Source organism: Rhodopseudomonas sp. (assembly GCF_013377015.1).
GTDB lineage: Bacteria > Pseudomonadota > Alphaproteobacteria > Rhizobiales > Xanthobacteraceae > JARJEH01.
In genome coordinates this window covers 999,430-1,019,250 of the sequence record NZ_JACABA010000001.1, presented here as the reverse complement: position 1 = coordinate 1,019,250, position 19,821 = coordinate 999,430, and the positions used below count along the sequence as shown (strand labels likewise).

Here is a 19,821-nt window from a genome sequence, read left to right as displayed (position 1 = left end):
CAACGGCTTCGTCTCGCGGGCGGATTACCGCCCGTTCGGCGCTCCAAACAACCGCGACAGTAGCCAGATCGGCACCACGATCACCGCGCCCAGCAGGAAATAGCGCCACAGTCCGTTGATGGCGTCGAAGCCGAGATCCCAGATCCGCTGGAACAGGGTTCGGATACTGGCAATGATATTCCACGGATCGAAGCCGATCGCCGCCAGCACCACGCCGACCAGGATCGACAGCAGCGACAGCCGGAACACCACCGTCAAAGGCGAGCCGCCCAGGAAGCGGGTCAGACTGTCATTGGTCGCCGGCAATTCACGTGTGTCGTTGGGCATCGATCGTTCCTCGCGCGGATTTTGCGCATGATAGTCGCTGCAAAGCAGATGGGAAACCGGTTTGATCCCGTCAATGGCCGCCGGACGAGGTGGTCGACTGAATTGTGGCATCCGCCGTCAGCATTCGTTCCAGCGTCTCCAACCGGTCGGCCTCGCGCGGCGGCTTGTCCCAGCGCAGCCGGCTGATCCGTGGAAACCGCATCGCCACCCCGGATTTGTGCCGCGGCGAGCGCTGCAGCCCCTCGAACGCCACCTCCAGCACCAAGCCCTGATCCGGTTCATGCACGACATGGCGGACCGGCCCGAATTTCTCGGTGGTATTGCGGCGAACGAAGCGGTCGATCTGCAGCAGTTCCTCGTCGGTGAAGCCGAAATAGGCCTTGCCGACCGGCACCAACTGGTCGCCGGAATCGCCTTCGGTCCAGACCCCGAAGGTGTAGTCGGAATAATAGGACGAGCGCTTGCCATGGCCGCGCTGGGCATACATCAGCACCGCGTCGATGATGTGCGGGTCGTGCTTCCATTTCCACCACTGGCCCTTCGGCCGCCCCGGCAGATATAGCGCGTCGCGCCGCTTCAGCATCACGCCCTCGACCGCGTCGGCGTCGAGGCTCGCTCCCGCGCCGGCCGGATCGCGGCGCGCCGCGGTCAGCGCGTCCCAGTCGGCGAAGGCGATCGTCGGCGACAGGTCGATCCGCGGATCGTCGAGCCTGGCGATGAAATTTTCCAGCCGCGCACGGCGTTCGGCGAACGGCAGCATGCGCAAGTCGGTGTCGCCGTCGCCGAGCAGATCGTAGGCGCGCAGATGGATCGGATAGTCCTTGATCAGCTTCGGCGTCACGGTCTTGCGGTTGAGCCGCTGCTGCAGCACGTTGAAGGACTGCACCCGGCCGTCGCGTAGCACCAGCAGTTCGCCATCGATCGCACCGGGCAGGCGCAGCGACGGCAATAGGTCAGGGAAGCTCCCGGTGATATCTTCTCCGGTGCGCGAATAGAGCCGCGCGACGATGTTGTCCTCCGCATCGCGCCCGCTGACCGCCTGAATCCGGATGCCGTCCCATTTCCATTCCGCGATGTAGTCAGTCGGATCGAGGCCGACGAAATCGTTGTCCGCGATCGCATGCGCCAGCATCACCGGGCGGAACGGCGTCGGATCGAGATTGACCGGCTTATCCGCGCGGCCTTCCAGCCAGGCGAACAGCTCGAGATAGGGTGGCGCCAGCCCAGGCCAGATTAGCTCGACATCGTGCGCATCCTTGTCGCCGAGCGCCGCCGCCGCGGTCTTCGCCAGCCGCGCCGACACGCCGACCCGCAATCCGCCGGTGACCAGCTTCAGCAGCGCCCAGCGCCCGGTCTCGTCCAATTCGTCGAGCCAGCGCGCCAGCTGCGCCGGCAATTCGGCCTTGCCGAGGGTGGAAAGCGTGGTGACGACGTCGGTCAGCGTCGGCGGCGGATTGTTGTGGCCTGCTCCCTTGCCCCAAGCAGGGCGCGCTCCCTCCCCCCTTGCGGGGGAGGGTTGGGGTGGGGGGTGATCCGAGGCGAGGCTTCCGTTGTGGCCCCCCACCCCCGACCCCTCCCCGCAAGGGGGAGGGGAGCTGGCGTGCGTTCGTGGCGTGGGCCACATCAGCGCCACCGTCTCCGACAGATCGCCGACGTAATCATAGGACAGCGCGAACAGCACCGGATCGGTGCGCTCGGCGATCAGTTCACGGATCAGGCCGGCCTTGGCGTGCTTGAACGACAGCGCGGCGGTCAGCGCCGCCAGCGCGTAGCCGCGGTCAGGATCTTTGGTGGAGCGCAAGTAATTCGTGATCAGCCGCAGCTTGTTGTTGCGGCCGGGCTCATAGGCCAGGCGGTCGAGCAGTTCGGCGAAGCGGTTCATGCCTCGGCGCTTTCGCTCGCGGACAGCGCCTCGTCGCCGTCTTCGTCGCCATAGCCGACCAGCGCCAGCGGCCGTGCCACCAAGCCCTGTGTCGTGCACCAATGCACCAGCGCGTCTTCCTGGCCGTGGGTGACCCAGATCTCGCCGGCGCCGGTGGCCGCAATCGTCGAGGTGAGCCCGTCCCAGTCGGCGTGATCGGAAATCACCAGCGGCAGCTCGACGCCGCGCTGCCGGGCGCGAGCGCGCACCCGCATCCAGCCCGAGGCGAACGCGGTGACCGGATCGGGGAAGCGTCGCGTCCAGATGTCGGAGGTCGCCGACGGCGGCGCTAGCGTGATGGTGCCGGCGAGGTCGGCCTTCCTGACGCCCTTCACCGGGCGCAGCTCGCCAAGTTCCACGCCGCGGCTCTGATAATAGCTGGTGATGGTCTCCATCGCGCCGTGCAGATAGATCGGTGCGTCATAGCCGGCCTGCCGGATCAGCGCGATCACGCGCTGCGCCTTGCCGAGCGAATAGGCGCCGACCAGATGCGCCCGCTCCGGAAACAGCGCCACCGAGGACAGCAGTTTGTTCACCTCGGCGCTGGCATTGCCGTGGCGAAACACCGGCAGCCCGAAGGTGGCTTCCGTGATGAAGACGTCACACGGTACGATTTCGAACGGCGTGCAGGTCGGGTCGGGCGCGTCCTTATAGTCGCCGGCGGCGACGATGCAGGTCTTTTCGCACGTCACCGCGACCTGCGCCGAGCCGAGCACATGGCCGGCCGGATGGAATCTCACCCGCACGTCGCCGAGCCGGATCTCCTCGCCATAGCCGATCGCCTGTGTGCTGCGCGCGAAATTGTCGCCGTAGCGCAGCCGCATCAGGTCGAGGGTTTCCTGCGTGGCCAGCACCGCGCCGTGGCCGGGCCGGGCGTGGTCGGAATGGCCGTGGGTGATCAGGGCGCGTTCCACCGTCCGCACCGGATCGATATGAAAGCCACCCGGCTTGCAGCACAGGCCGGCGGCGGCGGGAATCAGGATGTCGTGCGGGCGCATCCTGCCTATATAAGGCGGTGGCGGGTTCATTCGAGTGCTGCGAGTCTTTCGGCGCTTGCGAATTCCCGCCCCGGCAACCGGTTCCCAAAATGCCATCACGCCTGTTCATGTCATCGGGCGATATGATCGCCGATCGGCGGTTTGATTTCGCGCGCGACCTGCAGCTGCGCGGCGAGCTGGTGGCGGCCGAGGACCTGTTCGTGCAGGCCACCAGCCTGGCGCCGGGCTTCGCCACCGCATGGTTCACGTTGGGCGAAGTCCGCGAGCAGCTCGGCGACCGCGCCGGCGCCATCGTCGCCTTCGGTCACGCCCAGAGCAACGATGCCGGCGACCGCAACGGCGCCGGCCTTCGGCTGATGCGGCTCGGCGCCGCGGAATTGACCGGCATGCAGCCGACCTATGTGCGCGCGCTATTCGATCAATACGCGCCGAAATTCGAGAAAGCTTTGGTCGAGGGCCTCGGCTATTGCGCCCCGGCCTTGCTATTGCAGGCGGTGCTGGCCAGCCGCGCCGCCGCGGGCAAGTCCGCGTTCTTCAAGGATGCGATCGATCTCGGCTGCGGCACCGGGCTCGCCGCTCATGCCTTTGCGGCCCGAACCGAATCAATCGTCGGCATCGATCTGTCGCAGCGCATGGTCGAACTCGCCCGCGCTACCGGCCTCTACACCCAGGTCGAGGTAGCGGAAATCGTCGAGTGGCTCGCGCTGCGGCCCGAAGCCAGCGTCGATCTCATTCTGGCGGCCGATGTGATGGTCTATGTCCACGATCTGGCGTCACTGCTGCGCGAAGCGGCGCGGGTGCTGGCGCCGGGCGGTGTATTGGCGTTCACGGCCGAGACCCATCCCGGCGAAGGCGTGGTGCTGGTCGAGGGCCTTCGCTACGCGCACGGCGTCGATCATCTACGCAGCTCGGTCGCCTCTGCCGGTTTGCTGCTCGATCGCCTCGAACTGGCGTCGTCGCGGACCGAGACCGGTGTGCCGGTACCCGGGCTGGTCGCGGTTGCCGTGAAAGCCTGATCGCCGGTTTGTCCGCAACGCGGAAAAACGCGTCGCCAATTTGGGCGACCTCGCATCGCGATCATGCCGTGCTCTTGCCAGCCTCTTGCCACCCTTCCAGAATCTCAGAACAATGCAGGTCCAGGGAGAAGCAAAAATGAAAAACCATCTGTCGACGCGCGTCGTCCGGGCGACCATTGCCGTCGCGATGCTGTCCGCCGCGACCGGCGCATTCGCCGCCGAGAAGAAATACGACTTCGGCGCCAGCGACACCGAAATCAGGATCGGCCAGACCGTGCCGCATTCCGGCCCCGGCTCGCTCTACGGCGTGCTCGGCCGCGTCGGCGAGGCCTATTTCCAGATGCTGAACGACAAGGGCGGCATCAACGGCCGCAAGATCAAGTTCCTCACCATGGACGATTCCTACAGCGCCCCGAAGGCGGTGGAAGCGACCCGCCGCCTGGTCGAGCAGGACGAGGTGCTGGCGCTGTACGGCTCGCTCGGCACCGCGCCGCAGACCGCGGTGCATAAATATCTCAATGCCAAGGGCGTGCCGCAGCTGCTGCTGAACACCGGCGCGTCGAAATGGAACGATCCGAAGAACAACAAATGGACCATGGCCGGATTGCCGCTGTATCCGACCGAGGCGCGGGTTCTCGCCAAATACGTCCTCAGCGTGAAGCCGGAAGCCAAGGTCGCGATCCTGTACCAGAACGACGATTTCGGCCGCGACTTCCTCGGGCCGTTCAAGAAGGCGCTGGAAGACGCCGGCGGCAAGGCCAAGGTGGTGGCTGAGGCGACCTACGATCTGACCGATCCGACCATCGATTCGCAGTTGATCAACCTGTCGAAGTCCGGCGCCGACGTGTTCTACAACATCTCGACCGGCAAGGCGTCGTCGCAGTCGATCCGCAAGGTTGCCGAACTCGGCTGGAAGCCGCTGCAGCTGCTGTCGGCCGGCTCGACCGGCCGGTCGATCCTGCACGCCGGCGGGCTCGACAACGCCAAGGGCATCGTGGCCATCCGCTATTCCAAGGAAGTCGGCGTGCCGCGCTGGGACAACGACCCGGACGTGCTGGCGTTCGAGGAGCTGCGCAAGAAATATCTCCCCAATGTCGACAAGGACAACACCATCGCCTATGCGGGCTACGGCCAGGCGGTGACCATGGGGGAAATCCTGCGCCGCTGCGGCGACGATCTGACCCGGGCCAACGTCCTGAAGCAGGCGGCGTCGCTGAACGGCTTCCACTCGCCCTATATGCTCGACGGCATCACCTACAGCTACACGGCGGACGACTACACGCCGATGAAGACGCTCTACATCTCGATCTTCAACGGCGCGGACTGGGATATCTCCGATAAGCCGGTGAGCGAATAGCGCAAGGCAGCGACCGTCATCCGGATAGTCCGATTAGGAAAGCGACGGATAGCTCCGGCCGTCACGTTCGTCATTGCGAGGAGCCCTGCGACGAAGCAATCCAGTCCTGGCTTGCCGCCCTGGATTGCTTCGCTTCGCTCGCAATGACGACCGCATATGATGCGGGCGCCGAACGCCGCATCGCGGCCGGGCGATGCTGGATTCAATTGTCAAACAGCCACCCCAATTCGGGCACGCCTCCGCGATCTCGCGGCTCGATCGAGCCCGAGTTGTGCGCAAGTCCGCCCCGATGGCGAGGGGCGGGGGCGCGCCGTGCGGCGCTGGGGTGGTGGTGTCTCGCGACCGGCTTGCGCGGCCAGTCGCGTCGCCGCATCGGCGCGCCCACCGCGGCGGTTTTGGGCTTCGGACCCGTGCTTCCGGGGACGGGCGCGATGCCGCTGCACCGCCTGATCCCGACGGTTTCCCGCCGTTCACCCGCCCCGCGTCCAGCGAACTAACAAGTCGCAGGCTCTCGTAGTGGAGCCGGACGAGGACCCAAAGCCTCCCGGGCGGCGCTTGCGAGGCACCGGCGCGGGACGCCGCATCCAACCCGACTCCGCCGGCTGACGCCGGCTTCGCCGAGCCATTGACCAGACTGGTTGCCCAGCCCAGCGTTCTGTCCGACTTCTTGAACGCCTCGCGAAGCGCCCCTCTGGACAGGACCGACTAGGAATATAATGAGCATTATAACCTTGACAAAGCAGACTTCAAATTCTAGTTCTGGCCCCGCCCCGCAAGGGGATGGCGCGCCCGAAATCACGGTTTCGATGCTAGAAGCAGGAACATATATAATTGCGGAAGAATACGGAGTGTGTGGCGCAGACATTGCGCCGGACCTAGCTCGTGACGTATTTATTGCAATGTGGGTAGGCCGCAACAGAGAACTAGGGCAGAGCTAGTCACGCTTCTCGCTGAACAGCGGGCGGCGCTTGCCGCATCATGCAGGGGGTATGATGAAGGCAATGAGTGGGAGGCGGCTCGCCTAGCGACAGTTATATTCACCCTTTTTCATGACGGCGGCTCTATTCGGTCGCTGCTCACCCAATTAGGCTTGCGATCTTCGCTACGTATGCTCGCGACTGGTCAAGAAAAGACTCCTCTAAACTTCATACCTGTTTTCGCGTCTCCCGCTCTTGTGGGGGTGCGGATGGGTCCTGCTGGAACAAATTTCATCCCGCAGTTTCAAATGTCGGGCAGAAAGCCAGAACCAGGTAGACTTCAGTTTGAAACTTGGTGGACGAAGGAAGATATTTACGGAAGTACCGCCGGCGTTGAATTAACGCGTAAGCGTCTAGTATTCGCCTTGCGTCACCAAGATGGGGGTGGACACGTTGGCGGTCTTACTGATCCTGCATATGTAAGTTTGAAGGCTGGGGCTGGTATTTCCGGACCTGACGCGAATGGTGCGGTCAGGGCTCTACAAGGAGCTAATGCGACAATGAGGCAGGTTGCGTGGGAAGTGACTGAGACTCTGAAAGAACTAGGTGATGTGAGGTGACGGACAAAACCAAAGCTAAGACGAAAGATGTGGAATTCGAGCCTGATGCATGGGATCGCTTCGAGCGCGCCGCTGGCGTAGTGGCGAAAAGCCCGCCACAACACCGTGCTGCAAAGAAGAAAAAGAAAGTCGCCAGAAAAGCGAAGAAGGCGACTAAGTAATTTTCTTGGCGAGTGCGAAGAGACTCATTATGGCGCCGGAAATAGCTATGATTAGTGCCGTCGCGGCAATCCTATTGGCTCTTTGGGCTTGGGATGCCTGTTCTTCTGCGGCGGCTGCGGCACGCTCGGCGGCTTCTACGGCTCGTTCTGCAGCAGCTGCGGCGCGTGCCGCTGCTGCTGCTTGTTGGGAATTGGAGGCTGAGATCCGCTCGGCAGATTTGTGAGCAAGCCAATGTTCGGCATGGGCTTGCCTAAATTCACCGTAACGACGCATTGCTAAATCGTCGCGAACGCCAACTTCTCCCTTATTCTCGAACTCAACCCATTCTTTTGGGGTGCTCATGTTGATTTCCGTTTGGATTTTGTTTTTCGCTTCCAGCGTAGAAATCGCAGAGCCTTAAAACGGAATTTCTTTTGAGTGAGGCCGTCGATAGGTCAATCGCTTGCCAACGATACCTTTCGCCAAGTTCTCGGCGCGTTCGGTATCGGCAACGCCAAGGGCAATGCGGTTATTGTAGCGGAAATCAAATTCAGCGAGATAGCGGTGAAGATGCTTTTCGCTGCAATGCTGGTAGGTCCCGCGCATCCCGCGTTTGAACAGTGAGAAATAGCTTTCAACGGTGTTCGTGGTCACGTCGCCACGGACGTATTCGCGTCCCGAATGGTTGACGCTTTCATGCGCGGCGACGTGCGACACGACACGGTAATAGAGTTTGCTTTCGTCGGTGTGCAGACGGCTTTCGCGGGCAACATTATCGCGAACGATTTTCGTGACGGCGACCTGATCCGCAACAGCAACATGGAAAGAGCGCACCGACCCGCCGCGCTCGACAAGCGAGACGATTGGGCGGTTATTCTTGAACTTGCCGCGCTTGGTATAAGCGCGGCCCTTGCGCTGCGGCGAGACGTGCAGGGTGTCGGCTTTGCCGAAATACGCTTCGTCCGCCTCAATAACCTTGCCTTCGCCTCCCATCGGCTCAAGGCCACCTGTACGCATAGCCTCACGCAAGCGGTGCATCAGGAACCAAGCCGATTTGTAGCTTATCCCAAGCATACGGTGCATCTGATGCGCGCTGATACCCTTTTTGCTGGCAGTCATCAGGAACAGCGCCGCAAGCCACTTTGTCAGGGGAATCTTGCTGCGCTCGAATACGGTGCCGACCGTGACAGTGAACTGCTCACGGCATTCCGGTTCGTTGCACTGGTACAGGCCAGCGCGGTGCGCCTCGCCATGAAGCTGAGTGATCTTCTTTTGATCGGCGTTGCCGCAATGCGGACAGACCCGGACACCCGCCCAAACGCACGCCTCAAGCCAGTCGCGGGCTTTGGTTTCATCTTGGAAAATCGGGTTCTTGAGAAGATCGGTCATGGCTTTCGCTCCTATGCCGTTGAGAATAGGGTGCGATTACATGCTTTGTCAAGGTTATAATGCTGAATATAATCAGAAGGACCGATTGTCAAGCGGCTGTCGCGGCGGCTTTGTGCGGCCGATGACTCGACCCAGCCACAACCAGTGCCTAGCTTCGGATCGTGCCCGCAGACCGCGATCCCCCAGTCGATCTTCTCCCTGACCATTTCCGGCAATGGTTCGCCGCGCGCGGCTGGGCACCGCGCGAACATCAATTGGCGTTGCTGCAAAAGGCCCGCGACAACCGGTCGGCGCTGCTGATCGCCCCGACCGGCGCCGGCAAGACGCTGGCCGGATTCTTGCCGACGCTGGTGGAACTCGGCGAAGCATCTCTTCACCTCGCCCCGCTTGCGGGGAGAGGTCGGACTGTGAGCGGAGCGAGCAGTCCGGGTGACGGGGCGCTTCAGCACAACGCGACGCCCCCCCACCCGGCGCAACAAGCTGCGCTTGTCGCGCCACCCTCTCCCCGCAAGCGGGGCGAGGGAAGAAGCGTCACCCGCAGCGCGGGCTTGCACACGCTCTATATCTCGCCGTTGAAGGCGCTGGCGGTCGATATCGCGCGCAATCTGGAGACGCCGATCGCGCAGATGCAGCTGCCGATCCGGGTCGAGACCCGCACCGGCGACACCCCGGTGTCGCGCCGTGCCCGGCAGCGCAAATATCCGCCCGACATTTTGCTGACCACGCCGGAGCAGTTGGCGCTGCTGCTGTCGTCCGACGACGCGCCGTTCCTGTTCGGATCGCTCAAGCGCATCGTGCTCGACGAATTGCACGCACTGGTGACCTCGAAGCGCGGCGATCTGTTGTCGCTGGGGCTGGCGCGGCTGTGGCGCATCGCGCCGCAAGTCCGTGCGATCGGGCTGTCGGCGACGGTGGCCGAACCGCAATCGCTGGCGCGGTTCCTGGTGCCGCAGCCCGCCGGCGCCATCGCCTCCGCCGATATCGTGGTCGCCGGCGGCGCGGCGCAGCCGGTGGTCGAGATGCTCGACACAAGCGAGCGACTGCCCTGGGCCGGCCATTCGGCGCGCCACGCGCTGCCGGAGATCTACGATCTGATCAAGCAGAACAAAACCACGCTGGTGTTCGTCAACACCCGCAGCCAGGCCGAGATGCTGTTCCAGGAACTGTGGCGGATGAACGACGACAACCTGGCGATCGCGCTGCATCACGGCTCGCTCGATGTCGCGCAGCGCCGCAAGGTCGAGGACGCGATGGCGGCCGGCCGACTGCGCGGCGTGGTCTGCACCTCGTCGCTCGATCTCGGCGTCGACTGGGGCGACGTCGATCTGGTGATCAATGTCGGTGCGCCGAAGGGCGCGTCCCGTCTGATGCAGCGGATCGGCCGCGCCAATCACCGGCTCGACGAAGCCTCGCGCGCGGTGCTGGTGCCGGCCAATCGCTTCGAAGTGCTGGAATGCGCGGTCGCGATCGACGCGGTGGCGGAGAATGCCCAGGATACGCCGCCGCTGCGGATCGGCGCGCTCGACGTGCTGGCGCAGCACGTGCTCGGCTGCGCCTGCGGCGCGCCGTTTTGGGCCGACGATCTTTACGACGAAGTGCGGAGCGCCGCACCCTATGCGGATCTTGCCCGCGTCGATTTAGACGACACCGTCGATTTCGTAGCCACCGGCGGCTACGCGCTGAAAACCTATGAGCGCTTCGCCCGCATCAAGCAGGACAAGGAAGGAAAATGGCGCGTCACCAACCCGCGGGTGCGGCAGAGCTACCGGCTCAATGTCGGCACCATCGTCGAGGAATCGATGCTGAAGGTGAAGCTGGTGCGCGGGCGCGGCGGCGGCTCCGGGTCGACCGGCGCGATCGCGCGCGGCGGCCGGATGCTGGGCCAGATCGAGGAATATTTCATCGAGAACCTGGTGGTCGGCGACACCTTCGTGTTCGGCGGCGAGGTGGTGCGTTACGAGGCGCTGATGGAGGATCAGGTCTACGTCTCCCGCGCCCATGACAAGGACGCCCGGGTGCCGTCCTATATGGGCGGCAAGTTTCCGCTCTCGACCTATTTGGCGGAGCGGGTGCGCAAACTGCTCGACGACAAGCGCGCCTGGGCGGCGCTGCCGGAGCAGGTGCGCGACTGGCTGCGGCTGCAGGCCTATGCGTCGCAGGTGCCGGGCGTGCGCGAACTGGTGGTCGAGACCTTTCCGCGCGCCGACAAATATTACCTGGTGTGCTATCCGTTCGAGGGACGCCTCGCGCACCAGACCCTCGGCATGCTGCTGACCCGCCGGCTCGAACGCAGTCGCGCGAAACCACTCGGCTTCGTCGCCAACGAATACGCTCTGGCGGTGTGGGGGCTCGGCGACATGTCGCAGATGATCCGCCACGGCCGGCTCGATCTCGATGCGTTGTTCGATCCCGACATGCTCGGCGACGATCTCGAAGCCTGGCTGGCGGAATCCGCGCTGATGAAGCGCACCTTCCGCAGCTGCGCGATCATCTCCGGCCTGATCGCGCGGCGCTCGACCTCGGAGGAAAAGACCCGGCGGCAGGTGCTGTTCTCCACCGACCTGATCTACGACGTGCTCAACAGGCACCAGCCCGACCACGTGCTGCTGCGCGCCGCCCGCGCCGACGCCGCCACCGGGCTGCTCGATATCCGACGGCTCAGTGATATGCTCGCGCGAATCAAGCGCCGAATCATCCACAAGGAACTTGATCGGGTGTCGCCGCTGGCGGTGCCGGTGATGCTGGAAATCGGCCGCGAAGCGGTGTACGGCGAGGCCTCCGACGCATTGCTGGCCGAAGCCGCCGAGGATCTGGTGCGCGAGGCGGTGGGTGAACATGACGAACGGCTGCCGGACAACTAGGACATCGTCATGCCCGGGCTCGTCCCGGGCATCCACGATTTTCTGCGTTGGCCGCGCGAGACGTGGATGGCCGGGACAAGCCCGGCCATGACGGAAACAGCGAGCCATCGTCCGATCGAATCGTTGTCGCTGCAGCTCAATGGCGTCGAGATGCTCGCCGATCTGTCCGGCGCGCTGTATTGGGAAGCCGAGCGGCTGCTGATCGTCTCCGATCTGCATCTGGAAAAAGGCTCCAGCTTCGCGATGCGCGGCGTGCTGCTGCCGCCCTACGACACGGTGGCGACGCTCGGCCGGCTCGGCGCGGTGATCGCGCGCTACGATCCGCGCACGGTGATCGCGCTGGGCGACAGTTTTCACGATCGCGACGCGCATGGGCGGCTGTCCGACGGCAATCGCGACATCATCGCCGCGCTGCAGGCCCGCCGCGACTGGATCTGGATTTCCGGCAATCACGACCCCGCATTGCCGTCCGATCTCGGCGGTGTGGTGGCGAGCGAAGTCGCGATCGGCACAATCGTGCTTCGCCACGAGCCGACCGGCGCGGCCGGTGAAATCGCCGGCCATCTGCATCCGAAAGCGCGGGTCTTGACCCGCGGCCGCGGCATCGAGCGACGCTGCTTTGCCAGCGACGGCGAGCGCGTGGTGATGCCGGCGTTCGGCGCCTATGCGGGCGGCCTCAACATCCGCGATTCCGCTTTCGCGCGGCTGTTTCATTCGCTCGATTTTATCGCCCATGTGCTCGGCGACCATCGGCTGCACGCCATCGCCGCATCGCGCTGTTGCTGAATAGCGCCCGCGGTTCCGGGCCCGGAACCATCGCGCCTGCAACACGTTGGCCCCGCGGAAACTGCCGGGATTGCTATGACCGTTCAAGCCAAAGCCGAGCTGGACAAGGCCGACCTGAAAATCCAGCCGCCGGAGACATCTCGTTTCCGCGGCTTTCTCGACACGCTCGGACCCGGCCTGATCACCGGCGCCTCGGACGACGATCCCTCCGGAATCGGCACCTACAGCCAGGCCGGCGCGCAGCTCGGCTACGGCATCGGCTGGACCATGCTGCTGACGTTTCCGCTGATGGCGGCGATCCAGGAAATATCCGGCCGGGTCGGCCGCGTCACCGGCCGCGGCATTGCCGGCAATGTCTGCCGGCATTATTCCGGCAAGCTGCTCGGCGTGGTGGTGGCGCTGCTGTTCATCGCCAACACTATCAACATCGCCGCCGATCTCGGCGCGATGGCGGACGCCACCAAGCTGCTGATCGGGGGGCCCGGCATGTTCTATGTGGTCGGTTTCGGCGTGATCTCGATCGTGGCGCAGATCTTCTTTGACTACAAGCGCTACGTCGCGGTGCTGAAATGGCTGACGCTGTGCCTGTTCGCCTATGTCGGCGCACTCGCGGTCGCGAACGTGTCGTGGGGCGAGGCGCTGATTGGCGTCTTGGTGCCGAAACTGACCTTCAGCGGCGATACCCTCACCACCATCGTGGCGATTCTCGGCACCACGATCTCGCCGTATCTGTTCTTCTGGCAGGCGTCGCAGGAGGCCGAGGACCAGCGCGTCGATCCGGACAAGCAGCCACTGACCAAAGCCCCGCAAGACTCCAAAGGTGAATTCCAGCGAATCCGCGCCGATACCATCGTCGGCATGGCATTTTCCAATCTGATTGCGCTGTCGATCATCGTCACCGCGGCGGCGACGCTGCACGCCGCCGGCAAGACCGATATCCAGACCTCCGCGCAGGCCGCGGAGGCGCTGAAGCCGATCGCCGGCGCGTTCGCCGAAGTGATCTTCGCGCTCGGCATCGTCGGCACCGGGCTGCTGGCGATTCCGGTGCTGGCCGGCTCCGCCGCCTACGCGGTCGGCGAGGGCCGGCGCTGGCCGGTCGGGCTGGCGCGCAAGCCGAAGGAAGCCGCGGCGTTCTACGCCGTGCTGGCGCTGTCGGCTGTGATCGGCATCGCGCTGAACTTCACCCCGATCAATCCGATCTCGGCGTTGTATTGGAGCGCGGTGATCAACGGCGTGCTGGCGGTGCCGGTGATGGTGCTGCTGATGATCATGGCGAGGCGCAAAGAGGTGATGCAGCGCTTCGTGATCGGCGGTCCCTTGCTCTGGCTCGGCTGGCTCGCGACCGCCGCGATGGCGCTCAGCGTGGTCGCGATGGTGGTGGGGATCTTTGTGTGAGCCGGACCGGGGCCTACCTCCGGGCGTTGCCGCCTACTCCTTCTTGAACACGATCGACGCCATCCACCCGGTCATCAGCGCCATCAGCGCCGTCATCAGCCCGTAGATCAGGCCGTCCTGGCGTGCGGTGGTGGCGACGAACTGCTCGAACCCGACCTTGACGATCTCGAACGAGGTGGTGGTCTGCGTCACCAGCGCGCCGTTCGCGAACAGCTTGATCTCGACCTCGTAGCTGCCGATCGGCACCGCGGCCGGCAGCGGAATGCCGGTGCGGAACAGCGTCGGCGTCAGGAATTTCACCGCCGAGGGTTCCTCGCGATAGAGCCCGTGCTCGGAGCGCAGCCGCACGAACGCGCTGCGGAATGCGTCGTCGGCCACCACGTCGGCATAGTCGGGTCCGACCCGCTGGGTCAGCAGCACATGGGTGGTGCCGATCTGTTGCAGCCGACGCACTTCTGGCGGCGCGATCTGCTCGAGCGGCCGGTTGGCGAACACCGCGAGATAGCCCGGCACCATCAGAAACTGTCGGGAATCGGTGTTGACCCAGATCCCGAATTTGCGCTCCTTGCGCCGCGTCACCATGTCGGCGCGGGGGCCGATCACGGTGACAACGAGATCGTAGCCGGTCGGGTCGGCAGGCGCCGGGTTGTCGCGCTCCACCGACCCGAACAGCACCAGTTCGCCGCCGGAATAATTCGGCGTCACGGTGATGCGGGCGTTGGAAACCGAGACGATCAGCTTCTCGGCGCGCGCCGCGCCACCGGCGAGCGTCGAGGCCAGCGCTACGGCGAGCCAGATCAGGATCGCTCGCGCCGGCGACCTCATCCGGCGCCCCCCGATTCGCGGATGGTGAACAGCTCGTTGGGCTTGATGCCGAGTTCGACCGCGAATCGGATCCCGACCGACAGGATCAGCAATCCCAACAGCAGCCGCAACTGCTCGCCGCGAATCCGCTGCCCGGCGCGAGCGCCGAATTGCGCGCCGGTGACGCCGCCGACCATCAGGATCAAGGCCAGCACCGCATCGACCAGATGGTTGGTGACGGCGTGCAGCACGGTCGCGATCAGCATGGTCACCAGCGTCAGCACCATCGAGGTGCCGACCACCATGCCGGTCGGGATCCGCAGCAGGTAGATCATGATCGGAATCAGGATGAAACCGCCGCCGACGCCCATCACGGCGCCGATGAAGCCGATCAGCACGCCGACCACGACGATCGGAATCACCGAAAGGTAGATCTTGGAGCGCTTGAACCGCATCTTCAGCGGCAGCGCGTCGATCCAGTTGCGGTTGCCGGAGCGGCGCGCCAGCGCGACCTCGCCGCGGCGCGTCCGCAGAATGGCGCGAACGCCTTCCGACACCATCAGGCCGCCGACGATCGTCAGCAGCATCACATAGGACAGCGCGATCATCAGATCGAGTTGCCCGACCGCGCGCATCAGGGTGAAGAACCAGACCCCGAGTGCGGTGCCGACGATGCCGCCGCTGAGCAGCACCGCGGCCAGCGCCGGATCGATGCCGCGGCGGTGCCAGTAGGACAGCGCGCCGGAAAACGATGAGGCCGCCATGTGGCTGGTCACCGAGGCGACCGCGACGGCGGGCGCGATGCCGATGAAGATCAACAGCGGTGTCATCAGGAATCCGCCGCCGATTCCGAACATGCCGGAGATGAATCCGACCGCGGCGCCCATCGCCAGGATCAGCAGGACGTTGACCGGAATATCGGCGATCGGAAGATAAAGCTGCACGCGCGTTCGCTTCGGAGTTCTGCGCTGAGGCTGGATCACGCCCTGACGCGGATGGATGTACCGCGTCTTTGCATAACCGAAATCAACGGTGGCGGGGATTAAAGAATCCGCGACGGCCGGGATTTTTTGCCCGCGGCCGTCGCGCAACTTTCAACTTGGTGAACGAGAAAGATTAACGCGCGGCGCGCTTGGTGGTCGCGGGTTTTGCAGCGGTGGGCGGCGCCGCGTCCCAGCCGCCGGCGGGGCTGGCGACCTGGACTGCATCGCTCGGTTGCGGCTCCGGCGTGAAGGTCTGGATCGCAAGCTTGGCGGCCGACAGCGACTGCGGGTCGAGCCGCTTGGCAATATCGTCGCGCTTGCGGCCGGAATCGACGTCGCCCTGGGCGGCGGCGAGCGTGAACCACTTGTAGGACTCCGCGAGGTTCTGTTCGACGCCGATGCCGCGCGCATAAAGGATGCCGAGATTGAACTGGCTGTCGGCGACGCCGCGCTCGGCGGCCTTGCGGAACCACAGCACCGCGCTCTTGTAGTTCGCCCCCTTGGAGCCGCCGTCGGCGTCGAGCACGGCCATATTGTGCATCGCCTTGGCGTTGCCGCGCTCGGCCGCCTGCAAGTAATAGCGGCGCGCGACCTCCAGATCCTTGGTCACGCCGAGACCCTTCTCGTAAAACGTGCCAAGCCGAAAGATCGCCGGCACGACGCCGGCCTTTGCGGCGCGACCGTACCATTTCGCGGCCTCGTCCAAATTCACCGGCACGCCTTTGCCTTCGGCGTAACGCAGGCCGATTTCATAGGCCGCGGAGGCATCGCCCTTCAAAGCGGCGGTGTGCAGCGCCGGGCCGCCGATTTCGCTGGGGAGTTTTTCCGAAGCCGGAATCGCGACCTGAGCCAGCGGCTGCGGCGCGCTCGGCGTGATCACGGGTTGCGGCGTCGGGATCGTGCCGGTGATATCGGCGGAAGCCACCGCGGCGACCGGGCCGACGGCCGGCGCCGGGGCGATAGCGGCGGGGGCGGTGGCGGGAGCGGGGCCGGGCGCAAACAGCGACTGCCGGCCGATCGGGGTCGGCGACGTCATCGAGGGCGCTTGCGGCGTTGGTGTTGTGGGCGCGGCTTCGGTCTCGGCCGGCGGCGTTGCCGGCGTCGACGGCGCGGTGACGCTGGCGACCGGCGGCGGCCCGTCGCTGTCAAGCAGGTTCATCGCCATCTTGAAGGTGCCGAGCACGATCACCACCACGCTGGCGCCGACCAGCAGCGAGCGGATCTTGGAGCCGATGGTGGAGCCGCCCTTGACCGCGGCGGCGTCGGTATCCTTCGCCGCGCCGCGTTTCGGCTTCTCGGCGGCAGGCGACGCGGCGGCGGCGGCCTGGGCGGCGCGTCGTGCTGCGGCGATGAAACTCGAGGTGCTGGCCAGCTCGGCGGCCGCTGGCGCGATTTCGCTCAGCACGTTCTCCGACGCGGCGATCCGCTCGGATGGCGATGCCATCCGTCCGACCGGCCTTGTGCCCGGCTCGAGCGGGTGGTCGGGCGGAAGATCGGGATCGATCGCGGCGCGGCCCGGCGCCTGCTGCGGCTCGAAACCTTGTGGCGATGCGAACCCAGTCTCGCGCGAGCGCGGCGGGTCGAGAATATCGTGGATGGCGCGCGGCATCGCCTGGGCCGTCGCCGGTTCGGGCGACGGCTGCGCCGGCGCGAACTGGCGCGGCGCCGCGGCGAACGGGATCGCGGCGGGATTTGGCATTTCCGGCCGTGGCGGCAGCGCCACCGGCTCGGGTGCGACCGCCGCGACGGCAACCGGGGGCCTGACGGGCTCCGGCGCGGGCGCCGGCGGGGCGGTACGGGCGTTGCGCAGGTCGCCTTCGATCATCGCCAAGCGGTCGACCACGTGGCCGAGCGTATTGTGAACTGCCTCCAGCGAATCCTGGGTGTGGCGGTCGGTTTCCGACTGGCTGAAGCGCATGTCGGAAAGTTCGCGCTTGATGGTATCGACCAGCCCCGGATCCATCTGCGCCACAGGCGCGGGCGCAGGGCCGCGATCGGCCAGAGCCGCAAAGGTGGCCTGCTGGCGTTCAAGATGGCGCAGGACGTCGTGCAGCCCCTCTTCAACTCGCCCGAGATTGCCGGAGCGGGGGTCGGTCGCCTGTTCCATGCGCTCGAGCAGATAGGAGACGCGCTGTTCGAGATGCGCGAAGGCGGAGGCGCTGTCATTGCCGACCTGGAGATGGTCGAGGCGGTCGGACAGTGCGCGCAGCGCGCCTTCGAGCTGATCGGAGGATTCGCTGGGGGCCGGCCGTTCGCGGCTTTCCAGCGCCAGGGTCAGCGCCGAAATTCGTTGTTCCAGCGCCGCGAAAGACGAATCGCTGTTGTTCTCGGAGCGGGCCAGCTGATCGACCTTGGACGACAGCGTTTGGACGTTGTCGCTGAGCTGGGCCAGTGCCTCGTTGGACGCGACATTGGACACGATCGCGCGTAACGCAGCGATCGCGCCTTCGAGCTGCTGCAGCGTGCCGGGATCGTCGCTGGCGCGAACGATCAGGTCGATCTTGCCGCCGAGATTGCGGATCGCGTCGTCGAACCCGGCCAGTTGTTCCGCGGGGGTCAGCGAGCGCAGCGCTTCCTGGATTTCGGCGAGCGCGCGTTCGACGCCCGCGAGTGCGCTGGCGTCGATGCCGTTCTGGCGGCTGTCGTCGATCCGGCGCGACAATGAGCGGATTTCGTTTTCGATCGATTCGATCGCTTGGCGCGGCATCGCCTCGGTGATGGTCTGGCGGATTTCGGCCAGCTCGCTGCGAAATGCCGCGATCGACTGCTCGATGCCGGCGTCGGGACGTTGCAGCGCGTCGATCTGGCTGGTGATCTTGAGAAGCTGGCGTTCCAGGCTGGAGAAATCCGGACCGGCCGGGACCGGCGGCGCCATCGGCGGCATTGCCGGTGCGATCGGCGGGGCATAACGCGGCGCCATCCGGGGCGCGGGGGCGTCGAGTTCACTCTGGCGCGCGGCGATCTCAGCGATCGCGAAATCCAGCGAACCGGGTTTCAGCGGCGGCGATGCGCGATAGACCTGGGCGGCAGCGCGTTCGACCCGGTCGGGCTGAGGCTCGGGCCATTCGGGCGGCTGCGGAGTGGCCGGCTCGCTAATCCGGGACAGCCGGGCGTCGAGCCGCGAAATCGCGTCGTTGAGCTGTCGCGCCACCGCCGGCTCGCTGCGAGCCGCGGGGCGGGAAATCTGTTCGATCTGACGGGTGATGGAATCCAGCCGCTGATGGATTTCCGCGACCTCGACCGCGTCCTTGTCGGCCATCGGCGCCCGTGCCGGGCTCGGCGCGGCGTCGTGGGTGCGAAACTGCGGCGGAGCGTCACCGACTTGTGAACTGATCCAGTCGCCGAGGGACATGCCGGCGCGTTTCGCGGCAGCCTCCGCCCTTTCGCGCACTGACGGTTCGATTCCCTCGACGCTCCACGATACGCTATTCATGCTCTGGTCCGCTTCCGAACACCTGCGCCCACTGCGCCTGCAAGCCTCCCCGCGCATCCCGTCGAGATACAATCGACGTGGACGTGGGCGGTTTGCCTCTGGCATCGACTTTTTCGTGTTAGGGTAAATTCCGAGTTAAGGACTCGGGTTGCGCGGCCATAAAGTTAAGCCGCGACCCGTTCGCGGCCGAGCGCAACCGGCGCGACGGCAGTTGCGGCGTCCTATCGCACCGTCGAAATACGACCGGCTACTCGGTGGCTTCGCGCTGGTCCTTGATCGGAAGCACATTGGTCCGACCGGATACCGCGGACAGCGCTTCGAGCGCCTCTTCGCACCACTCCGTCACCATCCGCTCATGGCGAAGCCCCATGCGGAGCAGCAGCAGTTTGCCGGTGTCGGCTGGTGCAGCGGTTCCCTGCGGGAATCGTTTGTTGAGAATGCGTTCGTAACGTGCGGCGCGGTCGCGGTGATGTTCCATGCGTGCCATCAGGTCGTCGCGCAGCGGATCGATGTCGATGCTGTCGAGCGCGTAGAGCCGGACCAGCAGGTCGTCCTTCATCGAGGCGGGGCTGCTCGGCCGGGCGGCCCAGTGCCGCAGCGCGGCTCGGCCCTCCGGCGTCAGGGTATAGACTAGCTTGTTGGGCTTGCCGGACTGCACCACCTCGCGGCCCTGGACGTGGCCGCGGTCGCGCAGCCGCGACAATTCGCGATAGATCTGCTGATGGTCGGCCTTCCAGAAGAAGCCGATCGAGGCGTCGAACGTCTTGGCGAGCTCGTAGCCCGTCATCGGACATTCAGTCAGGCATGCGAGAATTGCGTCGCCAAGCGCCATTCGCCCACCCTCATTTTTCAATCCGGTTGTCTTGACTTTAT

15 protein-coding genes are annotated in these 19,821 nt (G+C 65.2%); 6 read left to right on the top strand and 9 right to left on the bottom strand.

All coding sequences use genetic code 11. The features are described from left to right. Window positions 1-24: 24 nt before the first annotated feature. The 3 genes from HXX15_RS04955 to HXX15_RS04945 form a co-directional block, all read right to left on the bottom strand. Window positions 25-327: a DUF6460 domain-containing protein gene (locus tag HXX15_RS04955; RefSeq protein WP_296513261.1), complete on the bottom strand. Its 303-nt coding sequence runs from the start codon at window positions 325-327 to the stop codon at window positions 25-27. Between the two features lie 70 nt (window positions 328-397). Then, window positions 398-2,209 carry a cisplatin damage response ATP-dependent DNA ligase gene (locus HXX15_RS04950; RefSeq protein WP_296513259.1) on the bottom strand — a complete coding sequence of 604 codons (1,812 nt, stop codon included), beginning with the start codon at window positions 2,207-2,209 and terminating at the stop codon, window positions 398-400. Further along, complete coding sequence (locus HXX15_RS04945; RefSeq protein ID WP_296514840.1) at window positions 2,206-3,246, bottom strand: ligase-associated DNA damage response exonuclease; 1,041 nt, start codon at window positions 3,244-3,246, stop codon at window positions 2,206-2,208. The genes HXX15_RS04950 and HXX15_RS04945 overlap by 4 nt, the downstream gene beginning before the upstream one ends. A gap of 89 nt (window positions 3,247-3,335) precedes the next feature. Here HXX15_RS04945 and HXX15_RS04940 point away from each other — a divergent pair, with 89 nt between their 5' ends. The 3 genes from HXX15_RS04940 (at window position 3,336) to HXX15_RS04930 (ending at window position 7,317) form a co-directional block, all read left to right on the top strand. Continuing rightward, window positions 3,336-4,262, top strand: coding sequence for a methyltransferase domain-containing protein (locus HXX15_RS04940; RefSeq protein ID WP_296513258.1), 927 nt, complete (start codon window positions 3,336-3,338; stop codon window positions 4,260-4,262). Between the two features lie 136 nt (window positions 4,263-4,398). Then, the gene (locus HXX15_RS04935) at window positions 4,399-5,619 is read left to right on the top strand and encodes an ABC transporter substrate-binding protein (RefSeq protein ID WP_296513256.1); all 1,221 of its coding nucleotides are present in this window, start codon (window positions 4,399-4,401) and stop codon (window positions 5,617-5,619) included. Window positions 5,620-7,152: 1,533 nt separating this feature from the next. Then, window positions 7,153-7,317, top strand: a complete 165-nt coding sequence (locus HXX15_RS04930) for a hypothetical protein (protein WP_296513254.1) — start codon at window positions 7,153-7,155, stop codon at window positions 7,315-7,317. Here the strand turns inward: HXX15_RS04930 and HXX15_RS04925 are convergent. Both HXX15_RS04925 and HXX15_RS04920 read right to left on the bottom strand, forming a co-directional pair. Next, a complete protein-coding gene (locus HXX15_RS04925) occupies window positions 7,310-7,660 on the bottom strand; it encodes a hypothetical protein (protein WP_296513252.1) in 351 nt (116 codons plus the stop codon). The genes HXX15_RS04930 and HXX15_RS04925 overlap by 8 nt on opposite strands. 54 nt (window positions 7,661-7,714) lie before the next feature. Then, a complete protein-coding gene (locus tag HXX15_RS04920) occupies window positions 7,715-8,686 on the bottom strand; it encodes an IS1595 family transposase (RefSeq protein ID WP_296513250.1) in 972 nt (323 codons plus the stop codon). A 161-nt stretch (window positions 8,687-8,847) separates the two neighbouring features. On the opposite strand from HXX15_RS04920, the gene HXX15_RS04915 reads away from it, so the two are divergent. The 3 genes from HXX15_RS04915 to HXX15_RS04905 all read left to right on the top strand — a co-directional run bounded on the left by HXX15_RS04915 (window position 8,848) and on the right by HXX15_RS04905 (window position 13,728). Next, window positions 8,848-11,547, top strand: coding sequence for a ligase-associated DNA damage response DEXH box helicase (locus HXX15_RS04915; protein WP_366558558.1), 2,700 nt, complete (start codon window positions 8,848-8,850; stop codon window positions 11,545-11,547). Window positions 11,548-11,634: 87 nt separating this feature from the next. Then, the gene (gene pdeM, locus HXX15_RS04910) at window positions 11,635-12,333 is read left to right on the top strand and encodes a ligase-associated DNA damage response endonuclease PdeM (RefSeq protein ID WP_296513248.1); all 699 of its coding nucleotides are present in this window, start codon (window positions 11,635-11,637) and stop codon (window positions 12,331-12,333) included. A 75-nt stretch (window positions 12,334-12,408) separates the two neighbouring features. Continuing rightward, window positions 12,409-13,728, top strand: a complete 1,320-nt coding sequence (locus tag HXX15_RS04905) for an NRAMP family divalent metal transporter (protein WP_296513245.1) — start codon at window positions 12,409-12,411, stop codon at window positions 13,726-13,728. Between the two features lie 33 nt (window positions 13,729-13,761). On the opposite strand, the gene HXX15_RS04900 is transcribed toward HXX15_RS04905, so the two are convergent. The 4 genes from HXX15_RS04900 to HXX15_RS04885 form a co-directional block, all read right to left on the bottom strand. Beyond that, window positions 13,762-14,553: a TIGR02186 family protein gene (locus HXX15_RS04900; protein WP_296513243.1), complete on the bottom strand. Its 792-nt coding sequence runs from the start codon at window positions 14,551-14,553 to the stop codon at window positions 13,762-13,764. After that, complete coding sequence (locus tag HXX15_RS04895; RefSeq protein ID WP_296513241.1) at window positions 14,550-15,476, bottom strand: sulfite exporter TauE/SafE family protein; 927 nt, start codon at window positions 15,474-15,476, stop codon at window positions 14,550-14,552. Before HXX15_RS04895 ends, HXX15_RS04900 begins: the two co-directional genes overlap by 4 nt. Before the next feature lie 172 nt (window positions 15,477-15,648). Further along, complete coding sequence (locus tag HXX15_RS04890; RefSeq protein ID WP_296513240.1) at window positions 15,649-18,948, bottom strand: hypothetical protein; 3,300 nt, start codon at window positions 18,946-18,948, stop codon at window positions 15,649-15,651. Between the two features lie 247 nt (window positions 18,949-19,195). Next, window positions 19,196-19,780, bottom strand: a complete 585-nt coding sequence (locus HXX15_RS04885) for a PadR family transcriptional regulator (RefSeq protein WP_296513238.1) — start codon at window positions 19,778-19,780, stop codon at window positions 19,196-19,198. Window positions 19,781-19,821: the final 41 nt, after the last annotated feature.